Annotated in this window: 16 protein-coding genes and 1 pseudogene; 10 read left to right on the top strand and 7 right to left on the bottom strand. The window is 65.1% G+C overall.

Annotated elements, in window-relative coordinates:
* Together BTM36_RS07935 and BTM36_RS07930 are read left to right on the top strand one after the other, a co-directional pair.
* A complete protein-coding gene (locus BTM36_RS07935; protein WP_077235825.1) occupies positions 1–4,203 on the top strand; it encodes a filamentous hemagglutinin N-terminal domain-containing protein in 4,203 nt (1,400 codons plus the stop codon).
* Positions 4,204–4,225: 22 nt separating this feature from the next.
* A complete protein-coding gene (locus BTM36_RS07930) occupies positions 4,226–5,005 on the top strand; it encodes a FecR domain-containing protein (protein WP_006464067.1) in 780 nt (259 codons plus the stop codon).
* Between the two features lie 77 nt (positions 5,006–5,082).
* Here BTM36_RS07930 and BTM36_RS07925 read toward each other — a convergent pair whose 3' ends face one another.
* Entirely contained in the window at positions 5,083–5,856 is a 774-nt protein-coding gene (locus BTM36_RS07925; protein WP_077235824.1) for a 3',5'-cyclic-nucleotide phosphodiesterase, read from the bottom strand.
* A 479-nt stretch (positions 5,857–6,335) separates the two neighbouring features.
* Here BTM36_RS07925 and BTM36_RS07920 point away from each other — a divergent pair, with 479 nt between their 5' ends.
* The 5 genes from BTM36_RS07920 to BTM36_RS07900 all read left to right on the top strand — a co-directional run bounded on the left by BTM36_RS07920 (position 6,336) and on the right by BTM36_RS07900 (position 14,062).
* Positions 6,336–7,991, top strand: a complete 1,656-nt coding sequence (locus BTM36_RS07920; RefSeq protein ID WP_077235823.1) for an HD family phosphohydrolase — start codon at positions 6,336–6,338, stop codon at positions 7,989–7,991.
* A 76-nt stretch (positions 7,992–8,067) separates the two neighbouring features.
* Entirely contained in the window at positions 8,068–9,672 is a 1,605-nt protein-coding gene (locus BTM36_RS07915; RefSeq protein WP_077235822.1) for a hypothetical protein, read from the top strand.
* A gap of 8 nt (positions 9,673–9,680) precedes the next feature.
* Entirely contained in the window at positions 9,681–11,750 is a 2,070-nt protein-coding gene (locus tag BTM36_RS07910; protein WP_077235821.1) for an ATP-binding protein, read from the top strand.
* A complete protein-coding gene (locus BTM36_RS07905; RefSeq protein WP_006464062.1) occupies positions 11,747–12,487 on the top strand; it encodes a response regulator transcription factor in 741 nt (246 codons plus the stop codon). The genes BTM36_RS07910 and BTM36_RS07905 overlap by 4 nt, the downstream gene beginning before the upstream one ends.
* 90 nt (positions 12,488–12,577) lie before the next feature.
* A complete protein-coding gene (locus BTM36_RS07900; RefSeq protein ID WP_077235820.1) occupies positions 12,578–14,062 on the top strand; it encodes a SulP family inorganic anion transporter in 1,485 nt (494 codons plus the stop codon).
* Between the two features lie 118 nt (positions 14,063–14,180).
* Here BTM36_RS07900 and BTM36_RS07895 read toward each other — a convergent pair whose 3' ends face one another.
* From BTM36_RS07895 to BTM36_RS07875, 5 genes are all read right to left on the bottom strand, one after another.
* Positions 14,181–14,684 (bottom strand): DUF1993 family protein, encoded by a 504-nt coding sequence (locus BTM36_RS07895; RefSeq protein WP_077235819.1) that lies wholly within the window; start codon positions 14,682–14,684, stop codon positions 14,181–14,183.
* Between the two features lie 53 nt (positions 14,685–14,737).
* On the bottom strand, positions 14,738–16,255 hold the full coding sequence (locus BTM36_RS07890; protein WP_039875792.1) for an efflux transporter outer membrane subunit: 1,518 nt from the start codon (positions 16,253–16,255) through the stop codon (positions 14,738–14,740).
* Positions 16,256–16,288: 33 nt separating this feature from the next.
* Complete coding sequence (locus BTM36_RS07885; RefSeq protein WP_006464058.1) at positions 16,289–19,513, bottom strand: efflux RND transporter permease subunit; 3,225 nt, start codon at positions 19,511–19,513, stop codon at positions 16,289–16,291.
* A gap of 101 nt (positions 19,514–19,614) precedes the next feature.
* Complete coding sequence (locus BTM36_RS07880) at positions 19,615–20,814, bottom strand: efflux RND transporter periplasmic adaptor subunit (RefSeq protein WP_077235818.1); 1,200 nt, start codon at positions 20,812–20,814, stop codon at positions 19,615–19,617.
* A 10-nt stretch (positions 20,815–20,824) separates the two neighbouring features.
* Positions 20,825–21,688 carry an alpha/beta hydrolase gene (locus BTM36_RS07875; RefSeq protein WP_006464056.1) on the bottom strand — a complete coding sequence of 288 codons (864 nt, stop codon included), beginning with the start codon at positions 21,686–21,688 and terminating at the stop codon, positions 20,825–20,827.
* A gap of 430 nt (positions 21,689–22,118) precedes the next feature.
* On the opposite strand from BTM36_RS07875, the pseudogene BTM36_RS07870 reads away from it, so the two are divergent.
* The 3 genes and pseudogenes from BTM36_RS07870 to BTM36_RS07860 all read left to right on the top strand — a co-directional run.
* Positions 22,119–23,015, top strand: a pseudogene (locus BTM36_RS07870) (LysR family transcriptional regulator); the annotation flags it as partial.
* A gap of 422 nt (positions 23,016–23,437) precedes the next feature.
* Positions 23,438–24,466 carry an AraC family transcriptional regulator gene (locus BTM36_RS07865; RefSeq protein ID WP_077235816.1) on the top strand — a complete coding sequence of 343 codons (1,029 nt, stop codon included), beginning with the start codon at positions 23,438–23,440 and terminating at the stop codon, positions 24,464–24,466.
* Between the two features lie 84 nt (positions 24,467–24,550).
* Positions 24,551–25,558 (top strand): aldo/keto reductase, encoded by a 1,008-nt coding sequence (locus BTM36_RS07860; protein ID WP_077235815.1) that lies wholly within the window; start codon positions 24,551–24,553, stop codon positions 25,556–25,558.
* A gap of 25 nt (positions 25,559–25,583) precedes the next feature.
* On the opposite strand, the gene BTM36_RS07855 is transcribed toward BTM36_RS07860, so the two are convergent.
* Positions 25,584–26,336, bottom strand: a complete 753-nt coding sequence (locus tag BTM36_RS07855; RefSeq protein WP_006465506.1) for an HpcH/HpaI aldolase/citrate lyase family protein — start codon at positions 26,334–26,336, stop codon at positions 25,584–25,586.
* Positions 26,337–26,392: the final 56 nt, after the last annotated feature.

The following is a 26,392-nucleotide window of genomic DNA, read 5'->3' as shown; positions in this document are numbered from 1 at the left end:
ATGACTTCGACATCCACCTCCGCTTCTGCTTCCACGCAACGCCCGGTCCGGCCGGCCATCGAATTGCTGCCGCCGTCGATCACGGTGCGGGTGGGCAGGCGCAAGCTGACGCTGTCCTGGCGTCCCAGCAAGCCGCTGCCGCAATTGCTGTCGCGCCTGCTGCGTCGCTCCTGGCAGCGTCTGCTCGCGCCGGGGCTGCGCATCTCGCTGGCGGCGGCCGCCGTCTGCGGCGCGTGGCAGGCACCGGTACTGGCAGCGGCGCCCGCGCCGGGGACCTTGCCCAACGGCTGGAGCGTGGTCAATGGCAATGTCACCTTCACCCAGAACGGCAACACGCTCAACATCAACCAGCTCTCGCCGCAGGCCATCGCCAAGTTCGCCTCCTTCAGCATCGGCGCCGATGCGGCGGTCAACGTCAACCAGCCCAATGCGGCGGCAGCGCTGCTGGCCAAGGTGACGGGCGCGGATATCTCGCAGATCTACGGCAAGCTGTCCGCCACCGGCACCGTGGTGTTATACAACCCCAACGGCGTGGTGATCGGCCCCAGCGGTACCATCGATGCGGCGCGTTTCATCGCCACCTCGCTGGCCATCAGCGACAGTGATTTCCTGGCCGGCAAGCTCAACTTCGCCAAAGAGGGTACGGCCGGTCTGGTGGACAACCAGGGCAAGATCGAATCGGCCACCGGTGGCAGCGTCTACCTGATCGGCAGCAGTGTCTCCAACAGCGGCATCATCAAGAGCCCGCAGGGCGAGGTGATCCTGGCCGCCGGCCAGACCGTGACCCTGGCCGACACCGCTACGCCGGGCGTGACGGTCAACGTCACCGGTAGCGCCGGTAACGTGACCAACCTGGGCAGCATCACCGCCGAAGCCGGGCGCATCGGCGTGGCTGCGGGCCTGATCACCAACAGCGGCGTCATCAGCGCCTCCAGCGTGGTGCGCGAAGGTGGTCGCATCTTCCTGCGCGCCTCGCAGGATCTCACCACCACCGCCAGTTCCAGTATCACCGCCGATGGCACCAAGGGCGGCAACGTCACGCTGTTCGCCAGCAACAAGGCCTTCATCGATGGCGATGTCTCGGCCACCGGCGCGCCGGGGCAGGGCGGTTTCGTCGACACATCGGGCCTGAAGCAACTGGACGTGGTGAAGGTGCCCACGGTCGGTTCGGGCGGCACCTGGCTGATCGATCCATATGACCTGGAGGTGGTGGCCAATGGCACCCTGACCGGCAGTGGTGGCAGCTGTGGCACCTCCTATGCCGTGTATTCCGGTGAAGACGGCTCGCAGATCAGTGCCAGTACCATCAGCAACCAGCTCAACAACGGCACCAGCGTGCGCCTGAGGACAGGCACGGATGGCGGCGACCAGGCCGGCAACATCACCGTCAGCGCCGCCATCGAAAAGACCAGTGATTACGATGCGACGTTGACGCTGCAGGCGGCTAACAACATCACCATCAACGCCAACATCACCAGCACGGCGGGCAAGCTGGACCTGAACCTCGAAAGCGGCTACCAGGAAGTGCAGACGGACAGTTTCAGGGTGGCGGTGGTCAGTTCCAGTCACCAGACGACCATCGGAAATAACGCGCGCGTCGTGCTCAACGGTGGCACGATGGACGTCAAGGATGGCTCCAGCAAAGGGAATCTGCTCATCAGCAATGGCACGGTCGATCTCGGTACGGGAGGGTTGTTGACTGCCGCTGCCCTGCAGCTGGGCAGTGCCGGCGTATTGACGATGAGCGGCAGCCAGCTCAACGTCGATTCGGTGAACAACAATGGCACCGTGAACCTGTTGGCCGGTGGCAGCAACAGCCTGTCCGTGGGCAGCGGCGGGATCAGCAACAACGGCACCATCAACGTCAATTCCAGCGCTTCGGTCACCTCCAGTGGCGATGTGGTCAACAATGCCAACGGCAAGATACTGCTCAATGCAGCCAGTACCGCCCTGACCGCATCGGGTAATGCCACCTGGACCAACAATGGCACGCTCAACATCAGCGGCGTGGGCCAGAACCTGAGCCTGGATGGTTCGAACGGATTGGTCAACAATGGTCAGATGAACCTGGGCAACCAGACCGCCATCCGCGGCAGCAATAATAGCTTCACCAACAACGGCACGCTGACCATGGCTGGCGCCACGATCAGTGTCAAGCAGATCACCAATGCGGCCAACGGCACCATTTCCGGAAACGGCACGCTCACCGCCAATGGTTCGGTCATCAACAACGGTACCCTGGCACCGGGTGGCGATGGCACGGTGGGCAGCCTCACCATCAATGCCAACAGTTTCACGCAGAATGCGGCCGGCAGAATGCTGGTCGACATCGCCGGCCCAAGCAGCTATGACCGCGTCACCCTCAACACCAGCTCGGTCAACCTGGACGGTACCCTCAAGACACGACTGCTCGGCAACTATGTTCCGACGAGCAACGCCAGCTTTGATGTCTTCGATTTCGGTTTCAGCGAATCCGGCGTCGGGGACAGCTATTTCCGCTACGTGACCGGCGATGTGGTCAAAGTCGGTAGCGACGAGAAGATGATCAAGGCGGTCTACGGTGACGGCGGCTCGCTCAGCCTGCAGTTCAGGGGCGCCGAGACCTTCTACGCGGCTAACAGCGAGGGTGGTTGGGGCAGCCGCTACAGCTGGGCCGACAGCCAGGGTGAGCGCACCAGCGACACCTATCTTCCGACCCAGATCGATACCGTGATCATCGCGGCCAACACCAGCCTGCGGCATGACAGCGGGGATGACGTGATCGGCAGTCTGCAGATCGCCCAGGGTGGCCAGCTGTATCAGCAGAGCGGCAACCTGACGGTCCGCAACAGTGCCAGCATCCAGGGGACGGCCAACGTCAGTGTCGGCAGTTCGGCGGCTGCCGATGCCACGACGGCCCTGATTCTCAATGGCACCAACAGCGGCAATGGCACCCTCAACATCGGCGGTACTGACATGATCGAGGGGGAGACCACGCTCCTGAAGGGCAGCGTGACCATCGCCAATGCCTCGCAGTCCGGCATGACGGTCAATCTGACCGCCGGTAACCTGACACTGGGTGGCGATGTTCGCCTGTCCAACCTGACCGTCTCCAACGGCACCGTGACCGGCAATACCGGCTCGCGCCTGGTGGTGGCCGAAGGCTTTACCCAGACCGGTGGCAACCTGACCCTGGCCGACGCAGCGTTGTCGCAGGCCAGCGGCGCTCTGGCCGTGGGCAATATCACCGCCAACAACCTGGTACTGGAAGCGCAGAGCGGCAACGTCAGCCAGAACAGCGGTACTTCGCTGCGGGTGACGCGGCAGTTGATCGCGGCGGCCACCACCGGCATCAAACTCAGCAATTCGGGTAACCAGGTGGCGGGCTTCGCGGCCAACAACAACGGCACGGGTGACATCAGCCTCACCAATTCGCTCAATACCAGCGACGCCAGCGTGGTCAGCATCAATGGCGTGAACACCACGCGCGGCAATATCAGCATCGACAATACGGGCGGTGCGCAGACCACGGCCATCGGCAGCAGTGCCGATTTCCTCGGCAGTCTGCCCACCAGCGCCAATGGCACGGTCACCAGCGCGGCCAGCAAGCTGTCGCTGCTGGGCATCAACACCACCGGCCAGGTCAAGAGTTCCAACGGATCCGTGAGCCTGGTCACGCATAGCCCGCTGACCATCGGTTCGGGCGGGGTGAGCGCCACCGGCAGTATCACGCTGACTGCCGGGGCCTCGTCGGGCAGCAACGACACGCTGACCGTCAATGGCGTGCTGGTCTCCACCGGCGGCAACATCACGCTCTCGGCCGGTGATTCGATGACCATCAATGCCAACATCTCCACCTCGCCGCCGGGCGTGGCGCTGCTGTCGGTGGATTCCGGCGCGGTGATCGGCTATGCGCAAGGGGTGACCATCACCGACGCCAACGGTACCCGTACGCCGGTGACGGCCAGCAGTAGCAGCACCAGTAGCAGCTCGGCCAACAGCCAGACTGCGCAGGCGGTGCAGCAGCAGCAGAACCAGCAGAGCCAGAACCTGCAGACCACGCTGAACAATGCGCAGCTGTCGGATTCGGCGGCCTACCATACCGGCGATGTCCTGCAGCAGAACAATGCCAACGGCCAGACCGTGGGCGGCACCGCCGACAATTTCGGCGATGAGGGTGGCGATCGCAAGCAGGCCAAGAAACCGCTGCCGATGTGCACCTGATGAACCGGATCAAATCACGCCTATGAACTCCTTCAAGCAAAACCTGCCGGGACTGGTCCGGCAACAAGTGGCCGCGCAACTGCTGGCGTTGAGCCTGGCGCTGTGGCTGCTGGTCGTGGCCGCCCCGGCTCATGCGCAGGCGCAGCCTGTGGTAGGCCAGGTGACCCACCTGTCGGGCGTGCTCACGGCGCGTCATGCCGATGGTTCGCGCGTGGTGCTGGCCGTGAAATCGGCCATCCTGCAGGGCGATACCCTGATCACCGAGCGCGAGACCTATACCCGCGTCAAGTTCCTGGACAATGCCGAGATCGTCCTGCGCCCGGGGACCGAAGTGGCGGTCAACAAATACATCTACGACGAGAAGGAACCGAAGAATGACTCGGTGGCCATCGGCCTGGTCAAGGGTGGCCTGCGTGCCGTGACCGGACTGGTCGGCAAGCGTAATCATGAAGCCGTCAACTTCGATACGCCCACGGCCACCATCGGCATTCGCGGCACCCACTTCGGCGCGCTGTACTGCCAGAACGATTGCGGTGGCGTGCCGACGCCCAGCGGCCAGCCGCCAGACAACGGTCTGCACGTGGATGTGGTGACCGGCGCCATCGTGGTGACCAACCCGGCCGGTTCGCAGGTCTTCAGTGCCGGCCAGTTCGGTTTCGTGCAGTCGAGGATCGTGCCGCCGGTGATCGTGCCGCAGTCGCAGGGCGTGCAGGTGACCATGCCGCCGGCCATCAGCAGCAATGGCAACAACGGTACGCAGAAGATTGGTGCGGCCAAGCTGGATGCCTGTGTAGTGCAGTGATGCATTCGCTGCAGCAAGCCTGAAAAAAGGGCGCCGACACTTGTGTGCGGCGCCCTTTTTGTTGAAGCCGGCCGGCTTCAGAAGTCGAGCACGGTCCCGGTGGCCAGCATGCGCGGGCGGTGCATGCCGGTGCCGGCGGCAATCTCGCTGGCAATTTCCTGCAGTTGGCCGGGTTTGGCGTGGGTGACCAGTACCTCGGGCGTGCTCTGCAGATGTTGCAGCTCCTGCAGCAGCAGGCTGGGGCAAAGGTGTTTGGAGAGCAGCGCCAGTTCGCGATCGCGATTGGCGAAGGCGGCTTCGATGATCAGGTAGCGCAGGGCGTCGATGCGGTTGAGGGCTTCCCACAGCGCCGGGCAGATGGACGTATCGCCGCTGAAGGCAAGCGAGGCGCCGCTATGTTCGTTGTGCAGGTGATAACCCACTGCCGGTACGGTGTGCGTGGCCGGCAGAGGCGTGATGCTGCGCTGGCCGATACGGACCGCCTGGCCTTGCTCAACCGTGGCGAAACGCAGGAAGGGTCGCTCGGCATTCGGGATGACGCTGAAGTCGGGCCAGATGTGCCAGTTGAAGATGTGTTTGCGGATGATCTCCAGGGTCTGCGCCGTGGCGTGCATGGTCAGCGGGGTGCTGCGCATGTCGCCGACGCTGTCGATCATCAGGGGCAGGCAGGCAATGTGATCCAGATGGGCGTGGGTGATGAAGACGTGGTCGATGGCGGCCAGTCGCTGCAGCGACAGGTCGCCCACGCCGGTGCCGGCGTCGATCAGGATATCGTCATCAATGAGCAGGGAGGTGGTGCGCATGCCGTTGCCACCGATGCCGCCACTGCAGCCGAGAATTTCTACACGCATCGTCGTTGCCGCTTTCAGGGTGTTAAGGTCCCTGCAAGATCATGGAAGCTCCTCAGGGATGCGCGTTGCAGTCCGGAAACCCCCTCCGGGACTGGCTTTGCGGAAAGTGTGGCAAGTTATGCAACAGATTGTGATGGTAAGGGATTCGGCGCTCCAGTGCAATCAGGATATCCCTGAGCTCAGCAGTTGCGGTGGCATGACGGAAAACGCACCGCATGGCGCCGGCGCGGCGGTGACAAGCGTAGAATTGGCGCCCAAATCCCCCCAAGTTCGCTGCAAGACGGCGTGCGCCGTCGTTCTAGAATCGCCATGATGCCCGAAAAGCATCTGAAGAAAACGCGGGTTTGCCGGCCGGCAATCACCGGGTCATGTCCATACGCCAACGCATCAGGGAGCAGCATGTCGCCAGCAGTCCATCCAGCAGCCCGAGCCTGCCACCACGGCCCGTGCCACCACTGCCGCGCTGGGGAGATGGCAGCATGAATATCCACGACCTCAGTCCCAGTGCCGGCCAGCATCGCGACATCGCGCACCGGCTGGAGCGGCTCACCGAATTGTGCCGCGAGCTGGGCAGCAATCGCGATATCCCACTGTTGCTTGAACGCATCCTGCTGACCGCGCGCGATATCACCCGCGCCGACGGCGGCACCCTCTACCGCACGACAGAAAATGGCGACGCGCTGAGCTTCTACATCTCGGTCAACCAGACCCTCAAGATGCACCAGGGTGGCAGCAGCGGTCAGCCGATCTCGATTCCCGACATCGCCCTGACGCTGCCGGACGGCCAGCCCAACCTGGCGGCGGTGGCGGCCTATTCCGCCAATACCCGCAATTCGGTCAACATCCCGGACGTCTACCAGGCCAGTGGCTTCAACTTCAACGGCATGCGTCTGTTCGACGAGAAGTATGGCTATCAGTCCAAGTCCATCCTGACGGTGCCGATGCAGGACCACGAGGGCGAACTGGTGGGCGTGTTGCAGCTCATCAATGCCATCGATGCGGACAGTGGCGAACCGGTCCCCTTCTCCGAGACCGACCAGCGCTTCATCGAGGCGCTGGCGTCGCAGGCGGCCATGGCGATGACCAACCAGCAATTGATCGGTCGCCTGGAAAACCTGTTCGAAAGCCTGATCAAGCTGATCAACATCGGCATCGGCGAAAAATCCCCGCATACCGGCCGCCATTGCGAGCAGGTGCCACAGCTGGCGATGATGCTGGCCGAGGCGGCCCACAATGCCACCGAAGGCCCGCTGGCTGATTTCCGCATGACCGATGCCGACCGTCGCGAGCTGTGGCTGGCGGCACTGTTGCACGATTGCGGCAAGATCGGCTCGCCCAGCCATATCGTCGAGAAGGCCACCAAGCTGGAGACCATCTTCGACCGTATCCACCTGATCGATACCCGTTTCGAGGTCCTGAAGCGCGATGCCGAAATCCGCATGCTGCAGGAAAAACTGGCGTTGGGCGCGGACCTGAGCGCGGACAAGTCGGCTGCGCTGGAAGCCGCCCTGCAGGCCGACGTGATGCAGATGGATGAGGAGCGGGCCTTCCTGCGCAAGATCAACTATGGCAACGAAGGCATGCGCGCCGAAGACCAGCAGCGCGTGCTGGATATCGCCGAGCGGACCTGGCGCGGCCCGGATGGCCAGCTGCGCAAGCTGCTCGATGACGAAGAGGCCGGCAACCTGCGCATCCGCGCCGGGACGCTCAACGACGCCGAGCGCGCCATCATCAACAACCACATCGTCATCACCATCCGCATGCTGGAGTCGCTGCCCTGGCCCAAGCAGCTCTCGCGGGTCACCGAATTTGCCGGCGGCCACCACGAGCGCATGGATGGCAAGGGCTACCCCAAGGGACTGACGCGGGACCAGATGTCGGTACAGGCGCGCATCATGGCGGTGGCCGACATCTTCGAGGCCGTCACCGCCGCTGACCGTCCCTACAAGCGCGGCAATACCCTCAACGAGGCGGTGGAAATCCTGGCCGGCTTCAAGGCGCGCGACCATATCGACCCGGACCTGTTCGACCTCTTCGTGCGGGAACGCATCTATGAAAAGTATGCCGAGCAGTTCATGCATCCCAGCCAGATCGACGAAGTCGACCTGTCGCGCATTCCCGGTCACGGCGGCTGAGAGCCGACATCCGGGTCAAGCTGGGTTATGCTCACGGCTGCATAAAGTCACCCGTCATTGAAGACGAGCCCGCCGCATGCGGGCTCGCATCGAGGAAAAGCACCACGTGTCCCAGGCAGTAACCCGATCTTCCGCTCCCGTCAGCCCGCCCGCCAGTTTCCTGCGCCGTCATTGGCGCGGCGATTATTCGCTCGGCCGTTCCTACTGGCTGCATACCGTCCTGCTGACCTCGCTGGTGCCGGCGCTGGCCATCTCGGTCCTGGCGCGCCTGACCAATGACATGCCGGCACGCTATGGCATGGCCGGCGTGCTGGGGATCGCCGCCTTCAGCTACCTGGCCTGGACCTGGGGCGTCTGCGGCTGCTGGCGTTCGGCCAGCAAGCACGTGGCGCGGGGCGGACGCCGCTGGGCCGAGGTGGTGGTCAAGTTCCTCATCGTCTGTGGTGCCATCAGCATGGCCACCAGTACCTGGCGCGCCGCACCCTCCTTGCGCGAGCAGTTCGAGATCGCCCTGGGCAAGCAGCTGGGGCCGCCGGTGGTCTATCAGTTGCGAGTGGACGGCAAGTCGCTGCTGCTTCAGGGCGGCATGAACGATGGCGCGGCCGATGGCCTGGAACGCCTGCTGCAAAAGCATCCTTCGGTGCAGACCGTGGTGCTGTATTCGGCCGGCGGCTGGGTGCGCGAGGGCAAGCTGGTGGGCGAGGTGATCCGTCGCCACCGGCTCAACACCTATGTGGAGCAGGAGTGTTCTTCTTCCTGCACGCTGGCCTTCCTGGCCGGCCGCGACCGCGCCATGGACCCGCGTGCGCATATCGGTTTTCATACGCTCTACACGGTGGGTGGTGACGACCGCATCAACAAGAGCTTCGACCGCAAGCTGACCTTCGACACCTACGGCAAGCTGGGTCTGCCGCACGATTTCATCGAACACATTGCCGATACCCCGGCCGCCCGCAGCTGGTATCCGGAACTGGGCCAGTTGCTGCAGGCCGGTGTCCTGACACGGCTGGCGCCAGGGGGCGAGACCGCGCAGATCGCCACCATCGCCAGCTCGCGCGACATCCTGGAAGCCGAGTTCAAGAAGGGCGCGCTGTTCGACATCATGGCGCGCTACCATCCTGCCGACTTTGCCCACACCATCGACCTGGCCTGGGCCAAGGTCCAGGCGCATGCGTCGGACGCCGACATCCTGGCGGTCGGCCGCGAGCAGGTCGGCCTGTTGAGCCGCCGCCTGCTGCCGATCGCTTCCGACGAATCCCTGGCCGAGTTCCAGCAGCTGCTGCTGGATGAAGCGGTCGCCCTGCGTGGCATCAGCACGGCGGCCTGCACCGAACTGATCTATCCACGCTCGCGCGCGGATGCCGCCGCCGGCCGCGAGGCGCCGCAGGCCGTGCTGCCGCAGGAATTCGCCAACCGCGAGCAGCAGATGACCCAGCGCCTGTTGCGCGATGCCAATCCGGCCAATGCCGGTCGCTACACCCTGGCCGAGCGTACCCGCGTCTTCCGCAAGGCGCTGGCGCCGCTGACGCAGGAACAGTTGAAGCTGCTGTCCTCGGCGCTGCGTCGCCAGGCCGATCCGGATGCCACCTGTGATGCCTCCATCGCCTACCTGCGCGCAGTCAACCAGCTGCCGCCGGAAGAGCGCAGGGTGGCGCTGCGGGTCCTGTATTCGCGCAACTGAGGCTGGCCATGACCCCATCTATCCCTCAACGTCCGCTGGCCGCCATGTTCCGCAGTCTGCTGTCGGCACTGCTGTGCGGCGTGGTCTACACGCTGCTGGCCAGTCCCGCCGCCAACCTGCAGGACAGCACCACCCTGGCGCCGATTGCCGCCCCGGCCCCCGCGCTGATGATCGCGCTGCTGTGGCGCAAGCCGGCGCGCGACTGGTTCCCGTATCTGCTGGCGGTGTTCGTGGCCATGCTGGTGGTGGGCGACCGGGATAGCCTGCCAGTGCAGGTCGACGCCGGTTTCGCGCTGTTGAACGTGGTGCAGATCGTTGCCTGCATCTGGCTGGGACGACGCTTCGTCAGTCGCGACGGGCAGTTCGACGGTCTCTACAAGCTGGGCCGCTTCGTGGCGCTCCTGCCCTTGCTGGTAGTGGCGGTGGTGGCTGCCCTGGGGGCAAGCCTGGCGGCCGATGTGATGCCGGCCGGCTGGTGGGCCGAATGGCGCACGTTGCTAGTGGGCAATGGTCTGGCGATCCTGGTACTGACGCCGACCTGGCTGGTCTGGTCGCAGCTGCACTGGCGCAGCCTGCGCGGCGATCGGCCCTCCTTGCTCGGTGCCGCGGCCGTGGTGGCGGTATTGCTGGCATGTGCCGCCTGCGATTGGTCGGGCGAAGTGCAGCGTGTGCTGCTGTCGCTGGTGCTGGCCGGGGCTGCCCTGTACGGCGGCATGCGCAGTGCCACCCTGGTGACCAGCCTGGCCGCGGTGATGGCGGTCCTGCTCACGCTCTACGATATGGGCCCCTATCGCCAGGAAGGGCTGGACAGCACCTGGAGCCTGCAGGTCGACCTGGCCGGCCTGGCCATCCTGACCTTCTTCATCGCCGTGGCCATGCGCGAGCGGCAGGCGCTGGCGGCACGGATGGAACAGATGCGCCGCTTCGAATCGCTGGGATTGATGGCCGGTGGCATCGCCCATGACTTCAACAACGTGTTGGGCGCTGCGGGTGGCTATGCCGAACTGGCCCAGGAACAACTGGACCCGGCCGCGCCGGCCCAGCGCCCGCTGTCGGAGGTGGTATCGGCAGTGCGTCGGGGGCGCGAACTGACGGAGCAGATCCTGCTGGCGGGACGTCGCGGAGATCGCCAGCGCAGCCTGCTGGACCTGCGCGAGCCGGTGGCCGAGGCGGTGCGGCTGGCCCGTCCCTTGTGCCGGGCGGGCGTGGTGATCGAGTTCCAGCCACCGGCCCAGCCGCTGGCAGTGCAAGGCCATGCCGGGCAGCTCTCGCGCGTGGCCCTGAACCTGATCCGCAATGCCAGCCAGGCTGCGCGCAGCCGGGTGGTGGTCAGCCTGCATGCCGGGGAGGCGCCAGCCGAAGCGCCCCTGGCCGGCGACTTGCCGCAACAGCAGGCGGTGTGGCTGGAGGTGGTGGATGACGGCAGCGGCATCGCCCCGCAGCACCTGTCGCGGCTGTTCGAACCCTTCTTCACCACGCGCGACGGTCCGGGCGGCAAGGGAACCGGACTGGGTCTGGCCATCGTGGCCGGCATCGCCATCGAACACGAAGGCGGCGTGGCCGTTGCCAGTGATGCCGGGGGCACGCGCTTCCGGCTGTTGCTGCCGGCTGCGGCCGCCGCTGATCTACCGTCGCCTGCGGCAACACCGGAACCGACGTCCGACGCCGACCAGCTGCACGACGAACAAGTCGCCAGCGGGCAGGGCCAATGCATCTTCGTGGTCGACGACGATGCAGGCCAGCGCACACTGTGTGCGCAATGGCTGGATGCGCTGGGCTATGCGCCCATCGTCTTCGACGACCCGCTGCTGGCGCTGGAGGAATTCGCCCTGGAGCCGCTGGCGGTGGATCTGGTGATCACCGACCTGGACATGCCGCAGATGCAGGGTGATGCCCTCATCGCGGCCCTGCGCGAACTGCGCGCCGATCTGCCGGTGGTGTTGTGCTCCGGTCAGGCCCAGGTGGTGGACCTGGCAAGGACGCTGGGCGTTGCCGGCCTGATCAAGCCGCTTGAGCGAGCTGCATTGCGACGCGCTATCATGACCGCGCTGCCCGATACCGAACAAGGAACTCCATGAGCACTACCCCTCCCATCCGGGTGCTGGTCGTCGATGACGACCAGGCCATGCGCCAATTGCTGGTCGACTACCTGAGCGGCCACGGCCTCTCGGTCGACAGCGCCGCCACCGGCGCCCAGGCCCAAAGCGCCGTGCAGGAATCGGTCTATGACATGGTGCTGCTGGACCTCGGCCTGCCCGACATCGATGGCGCCGAACTGGCGCGTCGCTGGCGGGCCGAGAGCAGCATGTCCATCATCTGCGTGACCGGGCGCAATGAAGAGGCCGACATGGTGATGGGCCTGGAGCTGGGGGCCGACGATTACATCACCAAGCCGTTTTCGCCCCGCGAAGTGCTGGCCCGCATGCGTGCCGTACTGCGCCGCACCGCCACGCCAGCCGCCCCCGCGGCGCCGGTGACCCGTAGCAAGCACCCGCGTGCCTACCGCTTCGCCGGCTGGGACCTGAACCTGAACACCCGTCGCCTGACCGCGCCTGACCAGCGCCAGGTGAGCCTGACCAATGCCGAATTCAGCCTGCTGGTGGCCTTCCTGGGCGCGCCGGGGCGCATCGTCTCGCGCGAGCACCTGCTGGAGAGCACGCGCGCCTTCGACGAAGTCTACGACCGTGCCATCGATGTCCAGATCCTGCGACTGCGCCGCAAGCTGGAAGCCGATCCCAAGAACCCGACGCTGCTGCGCACCGAGCGCGGCGCCGGTTATTTCCTGGATGCCGAGATCGAGACCCTGTGGGGCTAGCGCGGGACTGTCGGCGCGTCCCTCCCTGACGCATTGCGGTTCCTGCGGCGCACCTGCGCGCCTGTCCATTTTCTGTTCCATGTTTCTTTCATGACCACCGTTACCCCTCCGTCATCGCGCCTGCGCGAACTCCGCCAGAACGTGCTGGCCGGCCTCACCACTTCCTTCGCCCTGGTGCCCGAATGCATCGCCTTCGCCCTGGTGGCGCAGTTGAATCCGCTCATGGGGCTGTATGGCGCCTTCTTCATCTGCACCATCACCGCGCTGTTCGGTGGCCGGCCGGGAATGATCTCGGGGGCCGCCGGTTCGATGGCGGTGGTGATCGTGGCGCTGGTGGTGCAACACGGGGCGCAGTATTTCCTGGCCACGGTGGTGTTGTCAGGCCTGATCATGCTGGCCTTCGGTGCGCTCAGGCTGGGCAAGCTGGTGCGCATGGTGCCGCATCCGGTGATGCTGGGCTTCGTCAATGGCCTGGCCATCGTGATCGCGCTGTCGCAGCTGGAACATTTCCGTACCAGTACGCCGTCCGGGCCGCAGTGGCTGCAGGGGACGTCGCTGTGGATCATGATCGGCCTTACGCTGGCGACCATGCTGGTGGTGTGGCTCCTGCCACGCGTGACCAAGGCCATTCCGCCTGCACTGGCAGCCATTCTCGGAGTGGGTCTGCTGACCTATGTCAGTGGCCTGCACACGCGTACCCTGGGCGACATGGCGCAGATCGCCGGTGGCTTGCCGCCGCTGCATCTGCCCAGCGTGCCGTTGACACTGGAGACGCTGCGCATCATTGGTCCGTATGCGGTCCTCATGGCCATCGTCGGCCTGCTGGAAACGCTGCTGACCTTCAACCTGACCGACGAAATCACCGCCAGCCGTGGCCAGCCCAACCGGGAATGCCTCGCGCTGGGCGCGGCCAATGTGGTCTCGGGCCTGTTCGGCGGCATGGGCGGCTGTGCCATGATCGGTCAGACCATGATCAACCTCGGCTCCGGCGGCCGCTCGCGACTCTCGGGTGTGGTGGCGGGGGTGATGATCCTGCTGTTCATCCTGTTCCTGTCGCCGGCCATCGAGCGCATCCCGCTGGCGGCACTGGCCGGTGTCATGTTCGTGGTGGCGCAGGAGACCTTTGCCTGGGGCTCGCTGCGGGTGCTGGGCAAGGTGCCGAGGAACGATGCGCTGGTCATCATCGCCGTCACCGTCATTACCGTCTTGACCGACCTGGCGGTGGCGGTGTTGTGCGGCATCGTGATCGCCGCGCTCAACTTCGCTTGGGAACACGCACGCGAAGTGCGTGCCGAGGTGGTCGATGAAGAGGATGGCAGCCGTACCTACCTGCCGCATGGCACCCTGTTCTTTGCCTCGACCACACGCTTCCTGGAACTGTTCGCGACCCAGGACGACCCGCGACAGGTCACGCTGGATTGCCGCCACCTGCGCCTGGCCGACCATTCGGCCATTGCCGCCGTGCAGACGCTGGCCGAGCGCTATGTGCGGCTGGGCAAGGACTTGCGCGTGGTGGCACTGTCCCAGCGATGCCGCCAGTTGCTGCAGCGGGCGGGCGTGCCGCATGTGGACTGAGCCATGAAAAAAAACGCCCGCCCTCGATAAGGAGGCGGGCCAAAGTACCACGGGAAACTGGTCTGGAAAGCGGCTCGCATCGCAGGATGCGGGCCGTTTTTGTCTGGGTGTGCCGGGATTACAGACCCAGGAAATCCATCTTGCCCAGCTTGACGCCCTGGTGACGCAGGATGTCGTAGGCAGTAGTGATGTGGAAGAAGAAATTGGGCAGGCCGAACAGCAGCAGGTATTCGCGCGCGCTCATGCTGCGCTCTTCGCCGCGCAGTTTCATGGTGATGACACGGTCTTCCTGGCCGTTGACCGTATCGGCGTGAATGGATTCGAGGAAGACGATGGTCTTGTTGATGCGGGCCTGCAGTTCGTCGAAGCTGGTCTCGTCATCGCTGAAGGCCGGCGCGGCCACGCCCGAGAGGCGGCTGGCGGTGGCCTTGGCGGTGTCGCTGGCGCGCTGTACCTGGGCGGTCAGCGGATACATGTCTTCGTACAGGCGCGCCGACAGCAGCTGTTGCGGTTCCAGCTTGTGCTGGTCGGCATGTTGCTCAGCCTTGTCGAGCAGAGAGGACAGATTGTGCAGGGCGCGGATCAGCGGGGTGATGCCGACTTCGTGCAGGGTGATGGACATTTTTTTCCTGGATGAAAGTGGATGAGCGTCCCCGGAGACCGGGGACGGGAACATTACTGCCGTGAAGATACCTGCGTCGCAGCCGGCTGCGGCGTGCTCCAGCCGCCGCCGAGGGCGCGGATCAGGTTGACCGTGGAGCGGGCGCGCTCGCCATCGAGGGTGACCGAGGCGCGCTGCAGTTGCAGCACGGTGCGGTCGGCATCGATGACGTTGAAGTAGCTGACCGCGCCTTCGCGATACTGGGTGTGGGAGAGCCGGGCCGCACGCGAGGACGAGGCGACCGCTTCGTCCTGGGCGCGGTTCTGGTCGTCCAGGATGCGCAGGTTGGCCAGGTTGTCTTCCACTTCGCGGAAGGCATTCAGGACCGTGCCGCGATAGGTGGCGACCTGTTCTTCATAGCTGGCGCGGGCGCGATCGACGCCGGCCTGGCGACGGCCGCCATCGAAGATCGGCATGGTCAGGGCGGTGCCCACCAGCGGGCCGAGCAGGAAGGTGCGGCTGGACCAGTTGAAGAGATCACCCAGTTGGGCCGACTCGTAGCCCAGACCACCGGTCAGGTTCAGGGCCGGGAAGAAGGCCGACTTGGCCACGCCCACGCGGGCATTGGCGGCGGCCATGGCACGTTCGGCGGCAGCGATGTCGGGACGGCGCTCCAGCAAGGTCGAGGGCAGACCGGCCGGGACCGAGATCGCCAGTCGCTTCAGCGGTTGCGGCGGCAGCGCGAACTCGGCCGGGGTACGGCCCAAGAGGATGGCCAGGGCGTGTTCGGCGGTGGCGCGCTGGCGGGCAATGCCCAGCGCTTCCGATTGGGCCGAGGCCAGTTCGGTACGGGCGCGGGCCACGTCGACTTCGCTGATGTCGCCCTCATCGAAACGGCGCTGCACCAGGCGCAGCGATTCCTGGCGCAGGTCGACGGTGCCGCGGTAGAGCTCGGCGGCGGCATCCAGTTCACGCACCTGGAAATACTGTTGCGCGACGTCGGCCTGCAAGGCCAGCAGCACCGAATGGAACAGCGCTTCGCTGCGCTGGGCATCGGCGGTGGCGGCATCGACCGTGGAGGCGACGCGGCCGAACAGGTCGACCTCATAGGACACACCCAGTTGCGCCCGGTACAGGGTGTTGGGCTGGGTGTTGGCATCGGCCGGCAAGCCTTGCGAGGCAGGCGAGGGCCGTTGACGCGTGGCACCCAGGCCGGCGTCGATCTGCGGGAAGTAGCCGGAGCGTGCATCGCGGGTCAGTGCGCGTGCCTGGCCCAGCCGCGCGGCGGCCGCCTTGAGGTCCTGGTTGGCTTGCTGCGCACGGTCTTCCAGGGCGTTCAACTGATCGTCGCCGAAGATCTTCCACCATTCGCCACGGGCGATGTCTTCGGCCGGCTGGGCGGCCTTCCATTGGCTGCCGTTTTCACCGGTCTGGGTGGTGGGGGCGGCTTCCTTGAAGGCGGCCGGGGTATCCACCGAGGGACGTTCGTAGGTGGGCGCCACCGAGCAGCCGGCCAGCACCAGCAAGGTGGCCAGCAGGGCCGAGCCGATGCGCACGGGGCGCAGCAGGCGGGTCATCGATTGAGTCATCATTTTTCTTGCTCCATTCATGGGCTGATCCGGGGATCAGCGATCATCCTGCGGGCCGGGGGCGGCGTGGCTCACCTGCGGCACATGCGAACCGGCGGTCATCGGGGCTTCATGATGCGAGGCCGAGTGCAGCTGGCGGCGGTCGATGGTGCGCAGCAGGACGTAGAACACCGGGGTCAGGAACAGACCGAACAGGGTCACGCCCAGCATGCCGAAGAACACCGCGATGCCCATCGCATGGCGCATTTCCGAACCGGCGCCAGAGGAGGTCACCAGCGGCACCACACCCATGATGAAGGCGATCGAGGTCATCAGGATCGGGCGCAGACGCAGGCGGCTGGCTTCGATGGCGGCTTGTACGGCGGTACGGCCTTGCATCTCCAGTTCGCGGGCGAATTCCACGATCAGGATGGCGTTCTTCGCCGACAGGCCCACCAGGACCATCAGGCCGATCTGGGTGAAGATGTTGTTGTCGCCACGGGTCAGCCAGACGCCGGTCAGGGCGGCCAGGATGCTCATGGGGACGATCAGGATCACGGCCAGCGGCAGGGTCAGGCTTTCATACAGGGCGGCCAGCACCAGGAACACCAGCAGCACGCTGATCGGGAACACCCACACGCCGGCATTGCCTGCGAGGATCTTCTGGTAGGTCAGGTCGGTCCATTCGAACTTGATGCCACGCGGCAGGGTTGCTGCAGCCACGCGTTCGGCGGCGGCCTGGGCCTGGTCCGAGGAGTAACCCGGGGCCGGGCCGCCGTTGATGTCGGCGGCGGTGTAGCCGTTGTAGCGCACCACCATTTCCGGGCCGAAGGTCTGCTTGACCTTCACCACCGAGGACAGCGGCACCATCTCGCCGGCAGTGTTGCGGGTCTTCAGTTGCGCGATGTCCTCGGCCTTGGCGCGGAAGGGCGCGTCGGCCTGGGCACGGACCTGGTAGACACGGCCGAAGCGGTTGAAGTCGTTCACATACAGCGAACCGAGGTAGATCTGCATGGTGTTGAAGACGTCGGTCACCGGGATGCCAAGCTGCTTGGCCTTGACGCGATCCAGTTCCACATCCAGTTGCGGCACGTTGATCTGGTAGCTGGAGAACATCGGACCCAGCGCCGGTTCCTTGGCGGCGGCCTTCATGAAGGCCTGTGCGGCCTTGTCCAGTTCGGCGTAGCCCAGTGCGTCACGGTCTTCGATCTGCATCTTGAAGCCACCCAGGGTACCCAGGCCCATCACCGGCGGCGGCGGGAAGACGGCGGTGAAGGCTTCCTTGATACCGCCGAACTTCTTGTTCAGCGACGCGGCGATGGCATTGCCCGAGAGCTCCTTGCTCTTGCGCTCTTCGAAGGGCTTCAGACCCACGAAGACGATACCGGCCGAGGAACTGTTGGTGAAGCCGTTGATGGACAGGCCGGGGAAGGCAATGGCGCTGGCTACACCGGGTTCCTTCAACATGATGTCGCTCATCTTGCGCATCACTTCTTCGCTGCGGTCAATCGAAGCACCGTTGGGCAGTTGCGCGAAGGCCACCAGGTATTGCTTGTCCTGGCCCGGCACGAAGCCGCCGGGGACGATGTAGGAAACGCCCAGGGTCGCGGCCAGCAGCACCACGTAGACACCCATGGTGGCACCCTTGCGCTTGATCACGCCGGTCACGCCGGTGCCGTAGTTGTCGGAGGCGCGGTTGAAGAAGCGGTTGAAGCGGATGAAGAAGCCGCCCAGGAAGCGGTCCATCTGGCGCGTCAGCCAGTCCGGCTTGTCACCATGACCCTTGAGCAGCAGGGCGGCCAGAGCCGGGGACAGGGTCAGCGAGTTGAAGGCCGAGATGACGGTGGAGATCGCAATGGTCATCGCGAACTGCTTGTAGAACTGGCCGGTCAGGCCGGTCATGAAGGCCAGCGGCACGAACACCGCGACCAGTGTCAGGGCAATGGCGATGATGGGGCCGGACACTTCCTGCATGGCGCGATAGGTGGCGTCACGCGGCGAGAGGCCGGCGCCGATGTTGCGTTCGACGTTTTCGACCACCACGATGGCGTCATCGACCACGATACCGATGGCCAGCACCATGCCGAACAGCGACAGCGCATTGATGGTGTAGCCGAAGCCCAGCATCAGCGAGAAGGTACCGATGATGGACACCGGCACCGCCAACAGCGGAATGATGGAAGCACGCCAGGTCTGCAGGAAGATGATCACCACGATCACCACCAGGGCGATCGCTTCCAGCAGGGTGTGGACCACCGCTTCGATGGAGGCACGCACGAACTGCGTCGGGTCATAGACGATGCTGTAGCTGACCGAGCTGGGGAAGTCGGCCGACAGTTCCTTCATCGCTGCGCGCACCTGGGTCGAGACATCCAGCGCGTTGGCGCCGGGAGCCTGGAAGATGGGGATGGCGACGGCCGGCTTGTTGTCCAGCAGCGAGCGCAGGCCGTATTCGGAGGCGGCCAGTTCCACCCGGGCGACATCGCCCAGGCGGGTGGTGGCGCCGTCCGGCGAGGCCTTCAGGATGATGTCGCGGAATTCGCCTTCGGTCTTCAGGCGGCCTTGCGCGTTCACCGACAGCTGCAGCGGGGTATCCGGCGCGCTGGGGGAGGCGCCGATCACACCGGCGGCCACCTGCACGTTCTGTTCGCGGATGGAGCGCACCACGTCGCTGGCGGTCAGGCCGCGCTGGGCCACCTTGTTGGGATCGAGCCAGACGCGCATGGCGTAGTTGCCCGAGCCGAACAGGCCCACTTCACCCACGCCCTGGATGCGTGCCAGGCGGTCCTTGACGTTCAGGACCGCGTAGTTGCGCAGGTAGGTGGTGTCGTAGCGGTTGTCGGGCGAGGTCAGGTGCACCACCATGGTCAGGGTGGGCGAGGACTTGAGTGTGGTCACACCCAGGCGCTGCACGTCTTCCGGCAGGCGCGGCAGGGCTTGCGAGACGCGGTTCTGGACCAGCTGCTGCGCCTTGTCGGGGTCCACGCCCAGGCGGAAGTTGACGGTGATGGTGAGGTTGCCGTCGCTGTTGGCCTGCGACTGCATGTAGAGCATGTTTTCCACGCCGTTGATCTGCTCTTCCAGCGGCGAGGCCACGGTTTCGGCGATCACCTTGGGGTTGGCGCCGGGATACTGCGCGCGCACCACCACCGAGGGCGGCACCACTTCGGGATATTCCGAGATGGGCAGCTGCAGCATGGCCAGCACGCCGCCCAGCAAGAGCAGTACCGACAGCACACCCGCGAAGATCGGGCGGTCGATGAAGAATTTAGAGATATTCATGTAGGTTCCTTGTCAGCCGTCGGGATGCAACCGCCCTTGCGGGAGGGCGATGCGCCCCCGCGGCTTGTTCTTCCTTGAATGCGAGAGAGGTCCGTGCGGGATCAGGCCTTGCCGGCGTCGGCAGCCTTGGCAGCCTGGGCCTGCATCGGCACCACGGTCGGGGTGATGGCGTCACCCGGACGGATGCGTTGCAGTCCGTTGACCACGATGCGTTCGCCCGGCTGCAGACCCTTCTCGATGACCACCAGACCGTCATGGCCGGCACCCACCACCACCTGGCGGTAGTTGGCGTGGTTGTCCTTGTCGGCCACCATTACGAAGCGCTTGTCCTGATCGGTGCCGACGGCCTTTTCATCGATCAGCACGGCGGCATGCGGCTCGCCGCCACCCAGGCGTACGCGGGCGTACAGGCCGGGGACCAGCTGGCCGTCGGCGTTGTCGAACACGGCGCGCACGCGGATGGTGCCGGAGGCGGTGTCCAGGCGGTTGTCCACCGAGCCGACGCGGCCCTTGCGGGAGTAAGCGTCCTCATTGGCCAGGCCCAGTTCCACCGGGACGGTGGTGCCAGCGGCGCGGGCCGGGTTGACGTATTTCAGGAAGCTCTGTTCATCGACGTCGAAGGAGGCGTACACCTTGGCCACCGAAACCAGGGTGGTCAGCGGGGCATTGGCCGCACCCGGGGTGACCACATTGCCCAGGGTGACTTCGGCGCGCGAGATGCGGCCCGAGACTGGGGCGGTGATGCGGGTGTATTCCAGGTTCAGGCGGGCGGCGCGCAGGGCGGCGCGGGCGGCGGCGACATTGGCTGAGGCTTCGCGGGCGGCGTTCTGCTTTTCCTCGAAGTCGCGCTTGGCGATGGCGTTGTCGCCCAGCAGGCGCTGGCCGCGTGCCAGGTCGGTGGCGGTGTAACCGGCACGGGCTTCGGCGCCGGCCAGTTGGGCTTCGGCGCGGGCCACTTCCGCTTCATAGGGACGCGGGTCGATGGTGAAGAGCACATCGCCCTTCTTGACCAGCGCGCCATCCTTGAAATGCACGGCGGTCAGCGTGCCACCGACCAAGGGGCGCACTTCGACGCGGTCGACCGCTTCGATGCGGCCGGAGTAGGACTGCCAGTCGATGATCTGGCGCTGGACCACTTCGGCCACATCGACCGGCGCGCCGGCAGCAGCTGCAGTGGGGGCGGTGGAGGCATTGGCCGACAGGCCGACCACCGAGATGGCGCCGCCGACCGACAGGGCGATGACGGCCAGGACGGTGGCAGTAAGGGCGAAGCGCTTGCGCAGGGGAGCAGGAGTTTGCATGTTCTTATCCTCAGAATGGAGTGGAGGGGTGGAGCTTGAAGGGCATGAAGTCGTGACCGGATTCGTCGCGTTGCAGGCTGGCGAAGCGACAGCGCAGGAAATTGACGATTTCTTTCAGCAGCGGCAGGTGCGTGCGCAGGGCGCCGTGCGTGATACCGGCAAAGCGCGAGACCTGTGTGGGCACACCGGCGCGGATCAGGCTGGAGGCGTACTTCTCGGCCTCCGGGCAGAGCACGTCGCGCTCGGCAGTGGCAATGAAGGCCGGCGGCAGGCCGGCCAGGCGGCTCACCTCCAGCGGTGCGGCATAGGGGTGCAGGCGCTGCATGGTCTGGGGCAGGTACTGGCGATAGCTGGCGGCGCAGGTTTCGGCAGTGAGGTCCGATTGCAGACGGCCGGCATCGCCCAGCAGGCGCATGCTCGGATCCAGCATGGGGCTGATCAGCACCTGCGCGGCCAGCGGCTTGCCGCAGCGGTCGCGGGTCATCAGGGTGAGGCTGGCGGCCAGGCTGCCACCGGCATCGTCGCCGGCCACCACCATGCGGTCGAGGTCGACATTGAGTTCGTCGGCGTGCTTGCAGGCCCAGCTGGCGGCGGCGAAGGCGTCTTCCGGGGCGGCCGGGAAGGGTTTGGCCGGTGCCAGCGCATAGCCTACCGACAGCACCACGGCCTGGCCGTGATGGGCGATGAAGCTGGCCGGGGCGTCGGCATCATCCAGCGAACCGCTGGTGAAACCGCCACCGTGGAAGTACATCACCAGCGCCCGCTGCTCGCCTTTGGCGGCGGCCTGCACCGGCTGGTAGAGGCGCACGGGGATGCGTCCCAGCGGGCCGGGAACGAAGAAATTGCGGATATCCAGCGAATGCGAGGCTTGCATGATGTGCGCCCGGGCCGAAGCCACTTGTCCAAGAATGAGACGGATTGTGCGGCACAGCAGGGTCGCGAATAAACACATATAATCCAACAACACTGTTCGGTAGGTCTGAACAATCGCGATGACAAGTTCGGTCATGGCGGGGCTCCTTTCTGGGGTGTCTGAGGCTGCCAAGTACGGATTTCCTGACTGATCGCACCAATATTTTTCTGGTGCAATAGCGCGGAGAAGAACGTAGTTGCCGCGCAGTTGCTGTGTAATTGGCGGTTATTTGTTGTAAATTGATTCAATTCGAGCGGGCCTGGCCGTATCGCCGGGACCGCCCGGACCAGGGCAATCGGCGCGCCGGGGGCGGTGCCTGCTCTTGCCTGTGCTTGTCCTGCCCCCGCTTGCCGCTCCGATGTTCTCGGACGCCGGCACTTAGGAGAGAGCGATGGACCGTTTCCAGGCCATGCAAGTCTTTACCGCTGTGGTTGATGCCAACAGCTTCACGCGCGCTGCGGACAACCTGAACCTGCCGCGCACTACCGTCACCACCCTGATCCAGGGCCTGGAGAGCATGCTGCGGGTGCGTCTGCTGAACCGCACCACGCGCCGCATCAGTCTCACGCCCGATGGCGCGGCCTACTACGAGCGCTGCGTGCGCATCCTGGCTGACGTCGACGAGACCGAGCAATCCTTCCGCAACGTCACGCGCGGGCCCCAGGGGCGCTTGCGCATCGATGTGCCGGGCTCGGTCGGGCGCCTCATGCTGCTGCCCAACCTGTGCGACTTCTATACCAAGTACCCCGACATCGAACTGGTCATGGGCATGGGCGACCGCCCGGTGGATATGGTGCAGGAGGCGGTGGACTGCGTGATCCGCATCGGCGAGCTACAGGATTCATCGATGGTGGCGCGCCGCATCGGCACCTTCCAGACCGTCACCTGTGCCGCACCGTCCTACCTCGAGCGCCACGGCGTGCCGCATACCATCGAGGACCTGCAGCAGCACAAGGCGGTGCATTACTTCTCCAGCCGCACCGGCCGCACCATTGACTGGGATTTCGTGGTCGACGGTGTCACGCGCGAGGTGAAGATGGATGGCAAGCTCTCGGTCAACGAGGCCGATGCCTACGTCGAATGCGCCCTGCAGGGCTTCGGCATGGTGCAGGCGCCGCTGTACATGGTGACGCGCCACATCGAGGAAGGCCGCCTGGTCGAACTGCTCTCGCAGTGGAAGCCGGCGCCCATGCCGATCTCGGTGGTGTACCTGCACAACCGTCACCTCTCGCCCAAGGTGCGTGCCTTCGTCGATTGGGTGGCCGAGCTGTTCGCCACCTGCCCGCTGCACAAGGCCTGCACCATGGGTATGGAAGAGAGCGAATGCAGCTTCGTCAAGAAGCCTGAAGTCAGCACCGTGCGCACCGTGGTCGAGCAGTACAACATCGCCGAGAGCGTGTTCTGACGTTTGCCTGATGATCGGTTCGGCGAGGATTATGCAGGCGGGTGGCAGGTTTTCGCGTGCCGAAAGCTGCCGATTTTCTGCCTGATTCTCTGTTCCTTTTTTCTGGGTCGTCGCACCGGGTCGCCTGTGTGTGCGGCATGTGGGCCGATGTTGCCGTGACGGCCTCATCATGATCGCGCCCAATCGCTGCCGGGCATACCTGATTCTGCAAACTTCTTGCCTGATCCTCCGCGTGTGATTGCCGGAGAATCAGGCAGCGCTGCGCGAGCGTTAAGCTGCCGCTTGTCCCTTGTTGAGAGAACACCATGGATCTCGATCTGCACGCTGTCCAGGATTCCGCGCCCTTGCTCTTGCTGGAGCATGACAGCTCGCCCACCTCGGTGGCGCCCACCCGGTCCGAGGCCGACCTGGCCGCCGATGCTCGTTTCCACGCCATGCAGCAGGAGTTGCTGCAGCTGCTGGAGCGCTATACCGCCGGCAGCGAAGGCATGCTGGCCACCGCCATCCCCGACCTGGAAATCTATCGCATCACCTGCCCCACCGGCCCCAAGCACGCGGTGCAGAAGCCGGTCTTCGCGGTGATCGCGCAGGGTTCCAAGCGCATCTTCGTGGGGGATGAAATCTACGAATACGATCCCATGCACTACCTGGTGGCTTCGGTGGATCTGCCGGTGGTGGGCAAGGTGATGGTGACCAGTCCCGATGAGCCCTATCTCGGCCTGCGGCTGGAACTGGATACCCAGGAGATCGGTGAACTGATCGGTGACGAGAACCTGCCGGCGGCCGCCCATCTCACAGAGGGCGCGGCCCGCGGGCTGTACGTGAACCGGCTCGACGTCGAACTGCTGGATGCCGTCTTGCGACTCTTGCGCCTGCACGAGTCGCCACGTGACGTGGCCATCCTGGCGCCGATGATACGGCGTGAAATCCTGTACCGGCTGCTGATGAACGGGCAGGGTGCGCTGCTGCGCCAGACGGTGCTGCAGGACAGCCAGATGAACCGCGTGGCCAAGGCCATCCGCCTGATCAAGGACGGTTACGACCAGGCCTTGCGCATCGAGGACGTGGCGCGCGAGGTGCACATGAGCGTGTCGTCGCTGCATCATCACTTCAAGATGGTGACGGCCATGAGTCCCTTGCAATACCAGAAGAACCTGCGCCTGCAGGAAGCGCGCAAGCTGATCCTGACGGCCGACGCCAGCGTGGCGACGGCGGCGCATCGGGTCGGTTACGAGAGCTCGTCGCAGTTCAGTCGCGAATACAGCCGTCTGTTCGGTGCGCCGCCCTTGCGCGACAAGCGGCGCTGGCAGGAAGAAGAAGCGCCGATGCTGTGAGTCCCCGGCGGGTGCGGCGGCACGGCGCTAGAATGATCGGTTGCATTTAACTTATCCACACCCATTTTTCGATTCGGAGACAGCATGCACTATCGTCGCCTCGGCAAGAGCAACCTCAAGGTATCGGCCCTGTGCCTGGGTTCCATGATGTTCGGTGACCAGACCGACTTGCAGGAATCCGGCCGCATCGTGGCCTCGGCCCGCGAACACGGCGTCAATTTCATCGACACGGCCGACGTCTATACCAAGGGCAAGTCGGAGGAGATCGTCGGCAAGCTGCTGGCCGGACAGCGCCATGAGTGGGTGCTGGCCAGCAAGCTGGGCAATCCGATGAGCAACCGGCCCAATGAGTCCAACTATTCGCGCAACTGGATCGTGCGCGAGACCGAGAACATCCTCAAGCGTCTCGATACCGATTACCTGGACATCCTCTACATGCACCGCGACTACCAGGACGAGAACCTGGAAGAGGCGGTGCAGGCCCTGGGCGACCTGATCCGCGCCGGCAAGATCCGCGGCTTTGGCGTGTCCAACTTCCGTGGCTGGCGCATCGCCGAGATTGCGCGCCTGTGTGAGAAGAACAATGTACCGCTGCCGCTGGTCTGCCAGCCTTACTACAACCTGCTGAACCGCCAGCCGGAAGTGGAAATCCTGCCGGCCTGCGCACACTATGGCCTGGGCGTGGTGCCGTACAGCCCGATCGCGCGTGGCGTGCTGACCGGCAAGTACCAGCCGGGCCAGAAGCCGGCCGAGGATACCCGTGCCGGACGCGGCGACAAGCGCATGATGGAAACCGAATTCCGCGAAGAATCGCTGCTGATCGCGCAGCGCCTGCAGCAGCACTGCGGGCAGCGCGGCATCAAGCTGGGCCAGTTCGCCACCGCCTGGGTGCTGGCCAATTCGGCCATCAGCAGCGTCATCGCCGGCCCGCGCACGCTGGCGCAGATGGAGGATTACTACGATGCGGCCGAGCTGAAGATCACGGCCGAGGAAGAGGCGCTGGTGGACAGCCTGGTCACGCCGGGGCATGCGTCCACGCATGGCTACAACGATCCCAACTATCCGTTCTTCGGTCGGGTGGTGCGGGGCTGAGCCAGGCTCAGCCCTGAGCGACGTATCAGCGCAAGGCGCTGATACGTCTCGCCCCTTCGGCCTTGATCTGCTGGATGTCGGTGCCCGGCACCACCAGGTCCATGCCGATCGCCTTCATGCGCTGCGCCATGTCCATGGTGCCGGCGAAGATTCCCACGTACTTGCCCAGCTTGCGCGCCAGCGCCAGCAGATGATCGATGGCGTCGTTGAGACGCTGGTCGCCATAGGCGTCCGGGGGCAGGCCGAGTTCGATGGCCAGGTCGCTGGGGCCGATGAAGATGCCGTCCAGGTCGGGTACCTGCAGGATCGCTTCGGCATTGGCGTAGCCTTCTCGGGTCTCGATCATGGCCAGCGTGAGGATGGTCTGGTTGGCGTGGGCGAAATAATCGGCCCCGCCATACAGGAAGCCGCGCGCCGGGCCATAGCTGCGGCCGCCGCGGGGGGAGTAGTGGCAGGCGCGCACGAAGCGTTCGGCATCATCGGCGGTGTTGATCAGCGGGCAGATGACGCCATAGGCGCCGGCATCGAGCAGCTTGTTGATTTCGCCCAGGCTGTTCTCGGAGCAGCGCACCAGCGGCACGGCCTCGGTGCTGGAGATGGCCTGCAGCATCGGCAGGGCCGATTCGATGGAGAAGGGGCCGTGTTGCAGGTCCACCGTGACCGCATCGTAGCCGCTGTGCGCGACCACTTCGGCCAGCAGTGAATTGCCCATCGAAATCCAGCCCGAGAGGGCTAGTTGCTGTTGCGCGAAGAGGGTGCGCAGCCGGTTTTCCCGCATCGTTCGTCTCCCATGGATCAGGCCAGCAGGGCGCTGGCGAGGCTCCATGTTAATTC

The organism is Herbaspirillum sp. VT-16-41 (assembly GCF_001994935.1).
GTDB lineage: Bacteria > Pseudomonadota > Gammaproteobacteria > Burkholderiales > Burkholderiaceae_D > Herbaspirillum > Herbaspirillum frisingense.
Note: the sequence above shows the minus strand (reverse complement) of the source record. Positions and strands in the feature narration are given on the sequence as shown.